The 14379-nt window shown below is 54.1% G+C and carries 17 protein-coding genes; 6 read left to right on the plus strand and 11 right to left on the minus strand.

Annotation, left to right across the window (positions count from 1 at the left end; all coding sequences use genetic code 11):
- Nucleotides 1–70 precede the first annotated feature (70 nt).
- Nucleotides 71–640 carry a translation initiation factor IF-3 gene (gene infC, locus ACP9M6_RS01580; protein WP_427452848.1) on the minus strand — a complete coding sequence of 190 codons (570 nt, stop codon included), beginning with the start codon at nucleotides 638–640 and terminating at the stop codon, nucleotides 71–73.
- A 58-nt stretch (nucleotides 641–698) separates the two neighbouring features.
- The gene (locus ACP9M6_RS01585; RefSeq protein ID WP_427452850.1) at nucleotides 699–1814 is read right to left on the minus strand and encodes a glycosyltransferase family 4 protein; all 1116 of its coding nucleotides are present in this window, start codon (nucleotides 1812–1814) and stop codon (nucleotides 699–701) included.
- Between the two features lie 18 nt (nucleotides 1815–1832).
- Between ACP9M6_RS01585 and ACP9M6_RS01590 the strand changes: the two genes are divergently transcribed.
- The 3 genes from ACP9M6_RS01590 to ACP9M6_RS01600 all read left to right on the plus strand — a co-directional run bounded on the left by ACP9M6_RS01590 (nucleotide 1833) and on the right by ACP9M6_RS01600 (nucleotide 4249).
- On the plus strand, nucleotides 1833–2567 hold the full coding sequence (locus ACP9M6_RS01590; RefSeq protein ID WP_427452852.1) for an alpha/beta hydrolase: 735 nt from the start codon (nucleotides 1833–1835) through the stop codon (nucleotides 2565–2567).
- Entirely contained in the window at nucleotides 2567–3466 is a 900-nt protein-coding gene (gene prmC / locus ACP9M6_RS01595; RefSeq protein WP_427452854.1) for a peptide chain release factor N(5)-glutamine methyltransferase, read from the plus strand. Before ACP9M6_RS01590 ends, prmC begins: the two co-directional genes overlap by 1 nt.
- A gap of 165 nt (nucleotides 3467–3631) precedes the next feature.
- Nucleotides 3632–4249: a DUF4167 domain-containing protein gene (locus tag ACP9M6_RS01600; RefSeq protein ID WP_427452856.1), complete on the plus strand. Its 618-nt coding sequence runs from the start codon at nucleotides 3632–3634 to the stop codon at nucleotides 4247–4249.
- A gap of 777 nt (nucleotides 4250–5026) precedes the next feature.
- On the opposite strand, the gene ACP9M6_RS01605 is transcribed toward ACP9M6_RS01600, so the two are convergent.
- From ACP9M6_RS01605 to ACP9M6_RS01620, 4 genes are read right to left on the minus strand one after another with little or no spacing between them, the layout of a single operon-like run.
- Nucleotides 5027–5977 carry an isopenicillin N synthase family dioxygenase gene (locus tag ACP9M6_RS01605; RefSeq protein ID WP_427452858.1) on the minus strand — a complete coding sequence of 317 codons (951 nt, stop codon included), beginning with the start codon at nucleotides 5975–5977 and terminating at the stop codon, nucleotides 5027–5029.
- A 55-nt stretch (nucleotides 5978–6032) separates the two neighbouring features.
- On the minus strand, nucleotides 6033–7397 hold the full coding sequence (locus ACP9M6_RS01610) for an NAD-dependent succinate-semialdehyde dehydrogenase (protein WP_427452860.1): 1365 nt from the start codon (nucleotides 7395–7397) through the stop codon (nucleotides 6033–6035).
- Nucleotides 7398–8918 (minus strand): 5-carboxymethyl-2-hydroxymuconate semialdehyde dehydrogenase, encoded by a 1521-nt coding sequence (gene hpaE, locus ACP9M6_RS01615; protein WP_427452861.1) that lies wholly within the window; start codon nucleotides 8916–8918, stop codon nucleotides 7398–7400.
- Nucleotides 8919–9311: a hypothetical protein gene (locus ACP9M6_RS01620; RefSeq protein ID WP_427452863.1), complete on the minus strand. Its 393-nt coding sequence runs from the start codon at nucleotides 9309–9311 to the stop codon at nucleotides 8919–8921.
- A gap of 70 nt (nucleotides 9312–9381) precedes the next feature.
- On the opposite strand from ACP9M6_RS01620, the gene ACP9M6_RS01625 reads away from it, so the two are divergent.
- Together ACP9M6_RS01625 and hpaR are read left to right on the plus strand one after the other, a co-directional pair.
- Nucleotides 9382–10242, plus strand: coding sequence for a fumarylacetoacetate hydrolase family protein (locus tag ACP9M6_RS01625; RefSeq protein WP_427452864.1), 861 nt, complete (start codon nucleotides 9382–9384; stop codon nucleotides 10240–10242).
- Nucleotides 10229–10657, plus strand: a complete 429-nt coding sequence (gene hpaR / locus ACP9M6_RS01630; protein ID WP_427452866.1) for a homoprotocatechuate degradation operon regulator HpaR — start codon at nucleotides 10229–10231, stop codon at nucleotides 10655–10657. The genes ACP9M6_RS01625 and hpaR overlap by 14 nt, the downstream gene beginning before the upstream one ends.
- On the opposite strand, the gene ACP9M6_RS01635 is transcribed toward hpaR, so the two are convergent.
- The 4 genes from ACP9M6_RS01635 to hpaH are packed head-to-tail and all read right to left on the minus strand — an operon-like array spanning nucleotide 10654 to nucleotide 12897.
- Complete coding sequence (locus ACP9M6_RS01635) at nucleotides 10654–10959, minus strand: DUF1905 domain-containing protein (RefSeq protein WP_427452868.1); 306 nt, start codon at nucleotides 10957–10959, stop codon at nucleotides 10654–10656. The two genes, hpaR and ACP9M6_RS01635, sit on opposite strands and share 4 nt — an antisense overlap.
- Nucleotides 10956–11777, minus strand: a complete 822-nt coding sequence (locus ACP9M6_RS01640) for an extradiol ring-cleavage dioxygenase (RefSeq protein ID WP_427452869.1) — start codon at nucleotides 11775–11777, stop codon at nucleotides 10956–10958. The genes ACP9M6_RS01635 and ACP9M6_RS01640 overlap by 4 nt, the downstream gene beginning before the upstream one ends.
- Nucleotides 11777–12097 carry an aromatic ring-opening dioxygenase subunit LigA gene (locus tag ACP9M6_RS01645; RefSeq protein ID WP_427452871.1) on the minus strand — a complete coding sequence of 107 codons (321 nt, stop codon included), beginning with the start codon at nucleotides 12095–12097 and terminating at the stop codon, nucleotides 11777–11779. Before ACP9M6_RS01645 ends, ACP9M6_RS01640 begins: the two co-directional genes overlap by 1 nt.
- Nucleotides 12094–12897, minus strand: a complete 804-nt coding sequence (gene hpaH, locus ACP9M6_RS01650) for a 2-oxo-hept-4-ene-1,7-dioate hydratase (protein ID WP_427452873.1) — start codon at nucleotides 12895–12897, stop codon at nucleotides 12094–12096. The genes ACP9M6_RS01645 and hpaH overlap by 4 nt, the downstream gene beginning before the upstream one ends.
- A 73-nt stretch (nucleotides 12898–12970) precedes the next feature.
- Between hpaH and ACP9M6_RS01655 the strand changes: the two genes are divergently transcribed.
- Nucleotides 12971–13708 (plus strand): M50 family metallopeptidase, encoded by a 738-nt coding sequence (locus tag ACP9M6_RS01655; RefSeq protein WP_427452875.1) that lies wholly within the window; start codon nucleotides 12971–12973, stop codon nucleotides 13706–13708.
- A 2-nt stretch (nucleotides 13709–13710) separates the two neighbouring features.
- Here the strand turns inward: ACP9M6_RS01655 and ACP9M6_RS01660 are convergent, their stop codons facing one another.
- Nucleotides 13711–14370, minus strand: a complete 660-nt coding sequence (locus tag ACP9M6_RS01660) for a DUF1523 family protein (RefSeq protein WP_427452876.1) — start codon at nucleotides 14368–14370, stop codon at nucleotides 13711–13713.
- Nucleotides 14371–14379 lie beyond the last annotated feature (9 nt).

Here is a 14379-nt window from a genome sequence, read left to right on the forward strand (position 1 = left end):
AAAAAAGAAAGCTGAAAACAAAAAAAGCCGGAGCTCACGCCCCGGCTTTTCTTTTAAATTTTGAACGAGTCTAATTATTCTTCGGCGCCAGGACCATTGTCATTAACCGACCTTCGGTCTTGGGCTCAAACTCCACCTTGCAATCCTCGGCAAAGTCTTCCTTCACGCGCGCGAGCAATGTCATGCCGCGGTCCATATGGGCCATTTCGCGGCCGCGGAAACGCACGGTGACTTTCACCTTGTCGCCGCGGTCAAAGAATTTCTGCATGGCTTTGGTTTTCACGCCGTAATCATGCGTATCGATATTCGGACGCATCTTGATTTCTTTAAGCGCCTGGGTCCGCTGGTTCTTGCGGTTGGCAGCTTTTTTCTTCTGATTTTCAAAGCGCATCTTGCCGTAGTCGAGGACTTTGCAAACGGGCGTTTGTCCGGGCGCAACTTCGACGAGGTCGAGTCCGGCGTCACGGGCAGCCGCGAGGGCTTCAGCGATGGGGACAGTGCCCCTTTTTTCTCCATCGGCGAGGATGAGCAGGACATTATCGGCGGTAATGTCGCGATTGATGCGCGGGCCTTTGGGTTTTTTGGCGGGTTGGGCCGAGAGGGGTCTTCTAGCGATTGTGGTGTCTCCTGGTAGTTTCAATCAGTTTCGGCATATGGCGGTTTTAAGGCGCATATACAAGGGAAAGCCGCGATTTTACCTAAGGTTCCAAAAGACTCGTATAAACGTCCAGAACCGCCTGTTGCAGGCTGGTTTTCGAAAATTCCGCTGCAATCCGCTCCCGCGCAGTCTTCACACCCGTCAAATCGGAGCTACGCAAAACCGCATCGGCCAGCGCTTTTGAATCGCCGGGCGGCACACGCCACCCAGTCACGCCCTCCACGACAACCTCCACCGCGCCGCCATGATCCGCCGCGATCACGGGACGGTTCATCGCCTGCGCTTCCGCTGCCGTGCGACCAAAGGCTTCGGGCTCAGTCGAGGGCGTGAGGACGATATCCGCTGCCGCGAGGACCGTCGGGATTTCCGTCGAATGCCCCGCGAGGTGGACGCGCTCGCCGACACCCAGATTTTTCCCCAGTGCCGCCAATTCCGCCAGATAGTCCGTCCTCCCCTGTGCATCCCCCACAAGAATCAGGCGATAGGTTTCCGGCAAATGAGAGAGCGCCTCAATCGCGACCGCCTGCCCCTTCCACCGCGTCAGACGCCCCGGCAGGACGAGGACGGTTTCCCCCGGTTTCACGCCCCAACTCTCGCGCAATTCGGCAACAGTAATAATATCGACAGCCGTCGCACTGAACCGCACCATATCGACACCGCGCGGGATGACCGTGATTTTGGCCGCATCCGTGCCGTGCTGCGCCATCAGGTAATCGCGCGTGAAATTGGAATTCGCGATCACGCGATCCCCCCGCGCCATGACCGAATTATAAAATCGTTTCAGCGGCCCACTGGCTTTATAAATCCCGTGATAGGTCGTGACGAAGGGTATCTTCTCCGCCCGTGCGGCGAGCATGGCGGGCCAGGCGGGCGCGCGGCTGCGGGCATGGACGATGTCGATATTATGCTCCGCGATGAGGCGTCGCACACCCGCAATGCGCCAGGGCACGGACAGGATATTCTTCGACCCGATCTCCGCCTCATGATGCACACCGCCCAGCGCTTCGATCTCCGCGATCATCCGTCCTCCGGCGGAGAGCACATGCGCGCCATGTCCTGCGGCGACCAAGGCCTCGACCATTTCCACGGTCGTGCCTTCGACACCTCCGGCATTGAGTTCAGGTAAGACTTGAAGCACATTCATGGAATTACTCATAGACGAACGAATCTGATAATGCCCGACTTTCTCGACACTCCGGATGGAGAAAAAATTGCCTATAAGATGAGCGCTGGCCGAGGCCCCGCAATCATCTGGTGTGGCGGCCTGAAATCCGACATGGAGGGTGGGAAGGCGACCCACCTCCACGCTTGGGCTGAGGCGCGCGGGCAGACCTTTATCCGTTTCGATTATTTTGGCCACGGGGAAAGTTCAGGAGACTTCACAGATGGCACGATTTCCCGATGGGCGTCAGACATCGCCTATGTGCGGGACCAGTTAACGGACGGTCCCGTCATTCTGGTCGGCTCCTCTATGGGGGGCTGGGCCGCCCTCCTGGCCGCCACCGCGAACACACCGCGCACACAGGGGCTCGTCCTCATCAATCCCGCGCCGGATTTTACGGAAAAGCTGACCGTCGCGGGCTGGACGGAAGAGCAGATCGCGGCGCTGGAAAATGACGGGGTCGTCTATGAACCGTCGGGATATGACGAGCCCTACGCCTATTCCAAAGCCCTGATCGAAGATGGTCGCGCCCGCCAAATCCTCGACCTGCCCATCCCTCTGACCTGCCCGATCCGTATCCTGCAAGGCTATGACGATAATGTTGTGCCGTGGACCCATTCCAAACGGCTGTTGGATATGCTGACCTCGAAAGACGTGACTTACACATTGGTCAAAGGCGGGGATCACAGCCTGTCGCGGGAGAGCGACCTGACCCTGATTGAATCCGCGATTGCCTCCATCTCCTAATGGTCATCCCCCTCGATCAACGTCCGCGCTCCGGTCCTTATTCGGGCTTGAACGCCCGCTCAGCGAAGCGGTTTCTAACGCAGGCTTTTACAGAAGGCGGACTGCCCTTTGCGGAAGAGGACGCGCTAGAGTTGGTGCTAGACGCGACGGGATTGGACCGCACGACACTGATGCTGCGCGGGACAGAATTTCTGGCTCCGGAGGTTTTTGATAAGATAAAAGACGGTATGGCGCGACGCTTGGCGGGCGAACCCGTGGACTATATTCTGGGCTGGCGGGAATTTTACGGGCGGCGCTTTGTGATTTCCAAAGATGTCCTGTCCCCGCGCGCAGATACGGAAACCCTCATCCGCGAAACACTCAAGGCGTTGAAACATGTACCCGCCCCCCGCCTGCTTGACCTCGGTACGGGGAGTGGCGCGATCGGTCTTACACTCTTGGCGGAATTACCCGAGGCTACATTAGTCGCGACCGATCTGTCGGAGCCCGCGCTGAATATCGCGCGGCAAAACGCAAAGGCTCTGAATGTTCAGGACCGTGTAATCTTCGCGCAGGGCGCATGGTGGAACGCGCTCGACCCAACCGAAACTTTCGACGCTATCGTCTCCAACCCGCCTTACATCGACGCCGCAGCGATGACGCAACTGGAACCCGAAGTCGCGAATTACGACCCGGCCCTCGCCTTACATGGCGGCGAAGACGGATTACGGGATTACCGCGCTATATTAACCCAGGCCGCAGCCTATCTGCGACCCCGGGGTTGGCTGGGCCTAGAGATTGGCTTTGATCAGGGCGAAAGCGTCTCCACTCTCGTCCGAACGGCCGAATTTTCTAACATTCAAGTCCACCGCGACCTTGGCGGGAATGACCGCGTGATCAGCGCCCGAAAATCAACCTGAAAAAGGTCTTTTCATCTGCGAAAGGCTTTGCTACGCGGAAATCGTAGCTTGAAGACTTGCCGAATATTCGCCGGGTCCACTACGAAAAGCCGACACAGTGAAGGCCCGTTCGCAAAACAGCGATAAAAAGGGTATATGTTCACCTGTCGCCCCTTTTGAGGACAGATGATGAAGCGTCAACGCGGTCGCAACCGGAATAATAAGAACCGGAACCACAATAATAATAACAACCACAACCGGTCCATGGACAGTCAGGGCCCGGATGTGAAAGTGCGGGGCAATGCCTCCACGATTTACGAAAAATACACAACGCTCGCCCGCGATGCCAAAATGAGCGGCAATCGCGTGAAGGCCGAAAACCTGCTGCAACATGCGGAACATTATCTCCGCCTGATGAACGCGCAGGAAGCCGCCAAACAGGAAGCCCGCGAAAAAGCCGAAGCTGAACGCGCCGCGCGGGGTGAGAGCCATAATGAGGATGAGGACGGGAATAATCACCGAAACAATAATCGTCGTCACAATAGCAACCGGAACCAGAATAACCGACGTGATCAGGATGAGACTAACAGTTCTGATGACAGCGCCGAGACACCGTCTGAGTTGGAAGTCGTAACGCCCAAGGCAGATACACCGAAAGTTGAAAAAAAGCCAAAAACCGAAAAGAAACCGAAAAAAGTCAAAGCTGAGAAAGTTGAAGCGTCTGACGAGCGTGAGGACAAACCCAAACGCCGCCGCAAAGCGCCGCCTCGTAAATCCGAAGATACCGTGGAAGCGGCTGAATAGAGCGAGTCGAAATATTGATTTGAAAAGCCGTCTTTTGGGGCGGCTTTTTTGTGAATGAGGGTCAATCCGCGTTTATGATAAACTGTATCCCTCAGTTCGCGATTTTTAACTCTCTCAAAACCACTCTCCAATATCACCCCGCACAAGCCTGAAGGTCGCAGATGCGGGGCCTAACGTTTTCAAAGCCTTACCTTGGGTTTATAGGCGATAGGTCCCGCATCTCCACTTCGCTGCGTGCGGGATGACTTTGGGTTTTGTGACGCTGAGTACGACCGCCAACCCCCGTTTATGAAGAGAATGATCCCCACTTATAAGAATGCGCATATGTTTAACTCGTTCTTTCAGACACGGGACAGGCGAGGCCTCGCTTGCTGGTACTGAAAGACGGTGGGGTTGAGCATTTCTGGCGGAGGTCAGAGATTGTGCCGGACCTTTTATGGCGAGTGCTCCGACACTGTTCGGTTTGTTTCGGAAGGCGAAGCAGACCCGATAACTGTGACCAGCCGGACCGTCATATCAAAAACTGCTGCCGCGTGGCCTTGTAGTTGGTGTGAGCCAAATATGAGAGCGCAGAAACATATTGTCTTACAATCAATATGTTTCGAGATTTGGAAAATGTAACGGTATCGCCGACCACTTTACAGACTTCTTGCGCTTGGCCTTCGTGTAAAACAAAGATGAAAGACCTACCCCATGGTACTCCATCACGGAGTCCACCACGCGGACAGTCCCATTTATTTCTTCTGCCGTTCCCCAGATGGGCGGTCGCATAGGTCCCTATGGCTTGTCCTTCAACAATCCAATCTCGCGCAGACGTTCATTCAAATAATCGCCCGCCGTGATCGGCGCTTCGACCTTCCCCGTCTTCGCCACACAATCGGGCAGCGGATCGATAAGGTAATCTTGGTTGGGATGAAGGAAGAATGGTGTTGAATAACGCGGGAAACGCGCCCGCTCTTCGGACGGGTTCAGGACGCGGTGGGTCGTGGACGGGATATCTCCCGCCGTCAGGCGTTGTAACATATCGCCCGCATTGACGACCAAAGCACCTTTCGGCGCATTGACGTCAAGCCAATCACCATTGCGGTGTTGGGCCTGCAACCCGGCCTCTTCCGCACCCAACAAGAGTGTAATCAGGTTAATATCCTCATGCGCAGCGGCCCGAACGGAGCCTTCCGGTGGCGGGTTTGTGTGGGCGGGATAATGCAGCAACCGCAGAATGGAGTTCCCGTTATCAACCTTGTCGTCGAAATAATCCTCATCAAGATTGAGATAAAGCGCCACGGCCCGCAACAGATCTGCGCCGAAACTGTCCAGCGCTTCATAGAGGTCGCGCGTTACGAGGTTGAATTCCGGCAATTCCTCGACTGTGGGCGTGTCCTTCATTGTCGCGCGGTAGCGGGAATTCTCATCCAGACGCCGTCCCGTATGCCAGAATTCTTTGAAATCTGAAATCTCGCGCCCCTTGGCATTCTCACTCCCAACCGGGGAATAGCCACGTTGGAATCCACCTTCCGCATCCGCATATTTGCGTTTTGTCTCAGACGACAAAGCGAAGAATGCCTTGGTTTCCTCGGCTGCTGAGTCAATCGTGCTCTGCGAAATGGTATGATCGGAAACCACGGCAAAGCCCGTCTCGGCGAAACTCTCGCCAAAGGCTTTCGCAAATGCGGCTTTATCGGTGCGCCAGAGATCATAGCTAACAGGTGTGATTTCTATATTGGTCATAGCGCTCATATCCTCCGAGTCCGCCCTGCTGGCAAGACGGACTCTGCAGTGAATGTTATGCGATATAAACAGTCTTCACATTACAGAACGCGCGTATTCCTTCAGAGGATAATTCGCGGCCATAACCGGACCGCTTAATCCCGCCAAAGGGCAGGCGCGGGTCAGACGCCGTCATCGCATTGACGAAAGTTCCGCCGGCTTCGAGGCGCTTAATGGCTGTCGATTGCTCCGCCTTGTCCTGAGTCCAGATGGAAGACCCAAGTCCAAAAGGCGAGTCATTCGCGAGTTCAATCGCGGCATCCAGATCCTCGACCTTGAAGAACATGGCAACGGGGCCAAAAAACTCTTGGTAGAATGTCTGCGTGCCCTTGGCGATGTTTTCAATGATACCAGGACGATAGTAGGCTCCCTCACCGTGCATAGTCTCGCATCCCGTCACGCGGAGTGCGCCCTCAGAAAGTGCGGTTTGAACCTGCTCATCCAGTTCGGCGCGGGCCTCACGACTGACCAGTGGACCGATATCAGTATCTCCATCGGTCGGATCGCCAATAATTAGCGCCTCAAATGCTTCAACAAATTTGGCCTTCACCGCGTCATAAATATCCGCGTGAATGATAAACCGTTTTGCGGCGATACAGGATTGCCCGTTATTCTGCGTGCGTGCTTTCACACCGACTTTCACCGCCTCATCTATGTCAGCACTCGGCATAATAATAAAAGCGTCGGACCCGCCCAGTTCCAACACAGTCGGTTTAATCTCGTCGCCGCAAATCGCAGCAACAGACGCACCCGCAGGTTCACTACCCGTCAATGTCGCCGCCCGCACTCGGTCGTCCCGCAAGATTTTCTCAACGCGGGAACCGGAGATCAGAAGCGCGGAAAAACTGCCTTCAGGAAAGCCTGCACGTTCGACAAGGTCTTGTAACGCCAAGGCACATTGCGGAACATTTGACGCATGTTTCAACAGGCCTGTATTCCCCGCCATGAGCGCAGGCGCAATAAACCGGATGACCTGCCATAACGGGTAATTCCACGGCATGACGGCCAGCACGACACCCAGGGGGAGATAAGCGCGATAGGACTTCGCCGCATCGGTCTCAACGATTTCGTCTGCTAGCATCTCTGCTGCATGGTCCGCGTAGAAGTGACAACATTTCGCACATTTCAGGACTTCGCCCTTAGCCTGCGCCAAGGTCTTACCCATTTCCAATGTCATAATTTCGGCGAGTGAATCGACCTCTGCCTCAATTAAATCCCCGAGCTTATGCATATGTTTCGCGCGCTGATCAAAATCCCAATCACGCACGGCTTCATGAGCAACGACAGCCGCAGCAATTGCGAGATCGACTTCAGCTTCTGTGTGCGCATCAAAGGTTTTGACGACCTCTCCGGTCGCAGGATTTGTAGACGCAATGGCCATTTATTTAACTCCTAATTGCGGAATGCTATGTGTACCATACGCAACACAGGTATTTTTTGTTTCCATATAAAAGTCGAAGGACCAATCGCCGCCATCACGTCCGATCCCGGAAGCCTTCATACCGCCGAATGGTGCGGGCAAGTGACGGTTATTCTCGGAGTTAATCCAAACCATACCGGCCTCGACACCGCGTGCCATGCGCATGCCCTTCGCCGAATCCTGTGTCCAGATATAAGCGGTCAATCCGTAATCCGTATCATTGGCAATAGAGAGCGCTTCGGCCTCGTCTTTGAACGGAATGGCCGTTAAAACGGGACCGAAAATTTCTTCGCGCGCGATACGCATGTCATTATTAGCACCCGTAAATAATGTCGGTTTGACATAGCAACCCTCATCTCCCTCGCGTCCGCCGCCCGTTGCAATCTCTGCACCGTCTTCGGTCGCGATATCGAAATAGGACATGACCTTGTCAAAATGTGTGGGGTGGATCAGCGGACCGATTTCCGTGGTCGGATCAAGCGGGTGACCAACTTTGATATTCGCGACGCGGTCTGCGACTTTTGCGGTGAATTCATCATAGACAGTCTCTTGCACCAGCAAACGCGTCGAGGAGGTGCAACGTTCGCCGTTCAGTGAGAATTGCATAAAGACCGCCGCGTCCAGCGCACGGTCCATATCCGCATCATCAAAGACGACGCAGGGGTTTTTCCCACCCAGTTCCAGATGCAAACGTTTCAAGGTCGGCGCCGCCTGTTTCTGAATGAGCGATCCCGTGAAGGACTCGCCAACAAAAGCGATTGCTTTAATGAGCGGATGTTCCGTCAAAGCTTTACCGGCCGTCTCACCGAGGCCGTTGACGACATTTAAAACGCCCTTGGGCAGCCCTGCTGCGTAAGCAATTTCTGCCAGCAGCATCGCCGTATAGGGTGAAAATTCTGCGGGCTTTTGCACGACCGTACAGCCAGATGCGAGAGCCGGTGCAATCTTCCATGTGCTCAACATGAAGGGCGTATTCCAAGGCGTGATGACACCAACAGCCCCCAGCGGATGACGTGTCGTGAAATTATGATGATGTTCGGCGGGCAAGCTCAATCCCTTGCCTGCTTCGACGGCCTTATCGCCAAAGAACCGGAAGTTGGCTGCGCCGCGAATGGCGGCTTTTTGCATGAAACGAATGGGCTGTCCCGTGTCCATGGACTCGACGATGGCGATCTCTTCCGCGCGCGCTTCAATGCCGTCGGCAATCGCATGCATGAGGTCGCGACGCTCGGCACCCGGCATATCGCGCCAGCCCGCCAGAAACGCGTCATTCGCAGCTTGCGCTGCAACATCAATATCTTTGACCGTACCGGACCAGATATCGCCAAGTTTCGAATTATCAACCGGCGTGATATTTTCGAAGGTCGTCATTGAGTTACCCTTCACCCGGCGGCCTTTGATGAAATGTCCGAGCGGCGCTTTCGCAAATGGCTTTAGGAATTTCTTGGACTTGCGAATACGTTTATCGAGTTCTGTTGGCATTTATTTTTCTCCCTTGAGGAAGGCGTGAATATTATTTTTCTTCCAGGTCAGATCCGAATTGATCTCCTGAATTTCAAGACCCAGAGAGAGCAGACCGCCGCCCTCCATATGGTCTTTCGTGAAATCGGTGAGGACAGCGAAAAGCGTTTCGCCAATCATTTTCTTCGTCGCGTCATCCCGTCCTTGCCCGAGGCGAATTGTGAGATAGATAAATTCCCGTCCCTTCTCCCCGTCACCGACACGGTAGCGCACAACTTGATGCGCGCGCGTCCGGATACCGCCCGTTGGTAGGGCGTCCAGTCCAATGGCGGCATCGTGTAAATTCCCGACGAGCCGCTGAATAAACAGGGATTTCGCAATCCCTTTGGAATGTTCGACAATGATATGCGGCATGTACAGTTGACCCAGTTACTTAACATGTTAAGTATTTAGACAAAGACGCCCTGTCAAGGAGAGCCACCTAATGTCCGACACTCGTTTCGTTACAATTCTGGAAGACGGCCGCGCTCGTCCAGCGGGCCTAACACCGCAAGACCGCGTTGTCCTACTCCCGCAATTTTCTTCCCTGCGGCAAATGTTGGCGCGCGGTGAAATGGAGGCGGCGCTGAATTACATTTCGACACGCGAAGGTCGTTATGCGCTGGATGAGGTCGAGCTATTACCCGTCATCAATAATGCACAGAAATATTTCTGCATTGGCGTGAATTACGCAAACCGGAACGCGGAATATAAAGATGGGTCAGAGCCGCCAAAAAATCCTTCCGTCTTTATGCGCTCCCGAGAGAGCTTTGTCGGACACGGTCAGTTCATTGAACGTCCGCCGGAAAGCCACCAACTCGATTATGAAGGCGAAATTGTTGTCATTATCGGCAAAGAAGGCCGCCGGATTAAACGCGAAAATGCGCGGGACCATATTGCGGGCCTGACCTTGATGAATGAGGGCACATTGCGCGATTGGGTGCGCCACGCGAAATTTAATGTCACGCAGGGCAAAAACTTCGAACGATCCGGCGCATTAGGACCTTGGATGGTGCCGCTCTCTGATAAAATCGATCTCACAGATTTAAATATCCAGACCAAAGTGAATGGCGAGATGCGGCAGGACGATCATACGTCAAACATGATGTTCCCGATTGAAATGCAGATCGAATATCTCTCAAAATTTGCACGGCTTCAGCCCGGTGATGTGATTGCGACCGGCACACCCAATGGAGCGGGTGCACGATTTGATCCGCCGAAATATCTGGTCCCGGGCGACGTCGTTGAAGTCACCTGCCCCGGCATTGGGACATTGCGCAATGAAGTCCGGGATGAGGAAGTCTAACCTGCGCGACTTTGAACAAAACCTCCCCATGGCGCTGTTGCGCGCGCGTGAAGCGGTGATGTCCCGTTTCCGCCCAATTCTGCGCGAGCATGGTCTGACGGAACAACAATGGCGCGTCATCCGCGCCCTGCATGGCGAGGACGGTTTGGAAGTTACGGCGCTTGCAGACAAGACATTGCTCCTCATGCCGAGCCTCACACGTATTCTGAAAACTATGGAAGAGCAGGGTTGGGTGAAACGTTTTGCCGTAGAGGGCGATAATCGCCGCCGACAAATGCGTTTGTCAAAATCTGGCCATGCATTATTCGCCAAAATTGCACCGCAGAGTGAAGGTGAATATAACGACATAGAAAGTGATGTTGGTGCCGAGGATATGGATCAGCTTTATGCCTTGCTGAATAGGCTGGCTCGTTAAGTCGGGACGTTCAGTGAAACGTCGACCTTATCGCCTACCGAGATATTTTCGGCGGACCGGACGGACGCTTTAATAGGTAGAATATAGCCCCCGCGATCTTTCGACGGAAAAATAGATGTTTTCCAACGCGTCTCACCAATTTGCACATCAACTTTTACCGATCGAAAACCACGTGCCAGATGTTTGGTAAAGGCTTTAATGTCCTCTGAAATATCGACGGGCACATCCAAGAAATGCCAAGCCCCTTTCTCCGCTTGCCAGAGCCAGATTTCACTGTGAAATGTGAAATCAAGGTCTATCAAGACACATCCATCGTTGCAGCGACACACATGGTTGAGAAAATCGGAATGGGTTCGGCGAAACGGATATGACCTGTTGCGCCTTCACACAGACCCGCGATTGAAATCAGGGTCCGAATTTCGAACCCGCCCTGCCCGGCTTCCCGCAGTGTGTCCTCATCCGTGTAGGACAGCAAAGCCTCTTTATCATTGGTTACCCATCGGCGGAGGAATTCTCGGTCCCACGCCTCATTAATTTTCCCGCTATTGGGTGTGGCAGGCCAATGGCTGATACCGCCCGTCCCCATCACGGCGATTTTTTCCGGTACCGCATCGCAAGCCCGCCGCAGGGCTTGGCCAAAGGCATAAGCGCGGGAGAGCGGGGTCAGGGGTGGACCCTGGCAATTAATATTGGCGGGAATAATCGGCAGATCCATCTTTGGCGTCAGGAAATGAAGCGGCACCATGATTCCGTGATCCATTTTCCATTCCTGCGCATAAGTGAGATCAACCGCCTGCATCATCTCAGTGATCATGCGCTGCGATAGGTCAGGTGCGCCTGGAATAGTCGTGCGCGGAATTTTCAGCCAGTCAGGATCCTCAATCGGGCCTTCATATTCTTCGCCCATACCCATCGCAAATGCGGGCATATTATCCATGAAAAAATTAGCGAAATGTTCCGCCGCGATGACGACCAACGCGTCTGCGCCGGAGGCTTCAATATCTGCGCGAAGACTGTCCAGCGCCGCATAGAACGGATCGCGCAGGGCCGGGTCCGCCCGCTCGGCCCGTCCCGTAATGCCGGGACCGTGAGAACAAATACCTGCAAAGACCAAGGCCATTAAATCGCCCCTCCATCGCCGCCATCCACAGCGCGGTAAATCCCGTCGCGGACTTGGCCGTGTTTTGTGAGACCTTCTTTCATGGCCTGAATATACTCATCCCATTCCTGCCCGATAAAGGCGGCATAATGCATCAGGATTTGACCGTTCACGCCGTGGATATAGAGCTCGCCAACATCACCTGCCCTGAGCCAGTTTTTCTCATCATCGGTGAGCTTATAGTCAGACAGTAAGCCATCGACATCCGTCTTGAAACGCGCCTGTGTCGCCGGATCGCGATTTAATTGATAAAGGAGTTTTTGAACCTGATAGAGGCTCATGAGAAGCTCACATCAACGGTGCCCATGGGTCCGAAATCCGCATGAAAGTGATCGTTAGGCCGCGCGATGACGGGGCGGGTGAAGCTGCCGCTCATAATATATTGGCCCGGTTCCAATGCGATACCATGCGGCGCAAACCGCTTCGCGAGCCAGATCAAACCCTTGGCGGGATGATCCAAAATACCGGCGCCCAGTCCTGTCTCTTCAACAATGCCGTTGCGATAGAGAATGGCACCCGTCCAGCGTAAGTCCAGCTCACGCGGGTCACATTTTTTGTCGCCTACGATAATGCCCGCATTTGCCGCATTATCCGAAATCGTGTCATAAACTTTGCGCGTATATCCGGTTTCGGGATCAACGCGGTGACTGCGGGCCGCAATTAATTCCATGGACGGCACAACATAATCTGTTGCGTCCAGGACCTGTTCGACCGTCAAACCTTCGCCTTGCAGGGCGTTCTTCAGCACGAACGTAATTTCAACTTCAATACGGGGGTCAATGAAATCTGCCGCCGAAATCGTACTGCCATTTTCAAACAGCATATCATCCAAGAGCGTCCCGAAATCAGGTTCATCGATTTTCATGGCTTCCTGCATGGCGCGGGACGTGAGCCCGACCTTCCGCCCGATAACCCGACGACCTTCTGCCAGTTTTAATTGGACCCAAGCGTTTTGCACCGCATAGGCGTCAGTAATGTCCATATCAGGATAATCCTGCGACCACGCCCGCATAGGGCGGCGCGCCAATTCTGCCGCATGGTGACGACGGGCGGATTCTTGGATTTGAGCATCGGTTAGCATGAAACAGAGATACATAACATGTTAAGTATTTTCAAGCCTTGCGGCGAACGGTCCGCTCTTCCAAATAGAGTTCATGTCCAGTTATAAAGTCCATTCGCCGCGTAATATAAAAGAATTACCGCAACGCCTTCCCGCGACGCAATTCTGGGGACTGTGTTTCATCGTCTATATGCTGCTGCAATTCCCGATGGTGCGCATTCCAATCCTGTTTCTCTCGACCTGGATTCATGAGTTTGGTCACGGCTTTGGTGCGATCATTACGGGTGGCGAATTTCGGAAGCTAACTGTCTTTCCGAACTTTTCGGGCGTTGCAACGACGGCCACCACAAATGATTTCCAGCGGGCCATGGTGATTTTCATGGGATTGTTGGGGCCGAGTCTGCTCGGCGTGTTGATGATCGTGCTGACGCGCGCACTGAACCTTTATCGCGTCGCCCTCTTCGTCATGGCAGCCCTGATGCTGCTCTCGCAAATTTGGGCGGCGGATATGTTTACGCGGACAGCATTGGGCGGCGGGACGCTTATTCTCGGCCTGATCGCTTGGAAATTACCAAACCAATGGGTGCTCTATATTGCGCATATTATCGCCATTGCGCTCTGCCTCAATGCGCTGACGGGATTTGGCTATTTCTTCATGGGCAATGCTGAGGTCGCGGGGTCGCTTTACCGATCAGATACCGGCGTGCTCGCCGATATCCTGTTCGGACCGCACTGGCTCTGGGGCGGTCTACTGGCGGCCCTTTCAATTGTCATACTGGTCGCGGGTGTGTGGTTTTCGGATAAATGGGCGCAACGTCACCCCCGCACCTAAGCCTATTTCGTTTTGGGCGAGCCGAAGAGTTTTCGCCAAAATCCACGGGCTTTCTCACTCCCCTCACCCACGGACTCGCCGACCTCACGGGCGGCATCGCTGATGGAATCACCAACTTTATCTAGTGTCGGATCAATGCGTTTAGCTTTCCACGCGCGAATTTTCCGCCAGAGCAGGAACCAGATGAGCAGTAATAGACCAATAAAGACGATATTGAACCACGGGATGAGAAACGCATCCGGCCCCGACACGCGTTTGATAGATGTCGCATTCGGAAAGATCGAGAACAATCGAATCCGCCACCCGTAATGTCGAACGGCGACCCATTGCTCATCCTGCTTGGACAGCGCCTGCGCTTTGGCCGTGACGTCACTACTGTCGAATTTGAAATAGGGCGGGAAACCCCAACCTGTATCCTCATTCCGGTAGACTTTCGTCTTTCCGCTCGGGAATTCCGCATTGATGAAACGCACATCGCGTGTCGCTTCGTCATTTGTACCGATATCCGCACGGTCCCAGAACGGGGCACCTTTGCCAATATCAATCCGCTTCACCTCTGTCCCGACAATGCGAACAACATCGCGTGAGGGCAGATAGTAATTCAGTAGCACCGCCCCAACGATAAATAGAAGTAGCGCCGGAATGTGTTTCAGGAATTTCATGTCAATCTC

The organism is Litorimonas sp. WD9-15 (assembly GCF_050271975.1).
In the GTDB taxonomy this organism is placed as follows: domain Bacteria; phylum Pseudomonadota; class Alphaproteobacteria; order Caulobacterales; family Maricaulaceae; genus Litorimonas.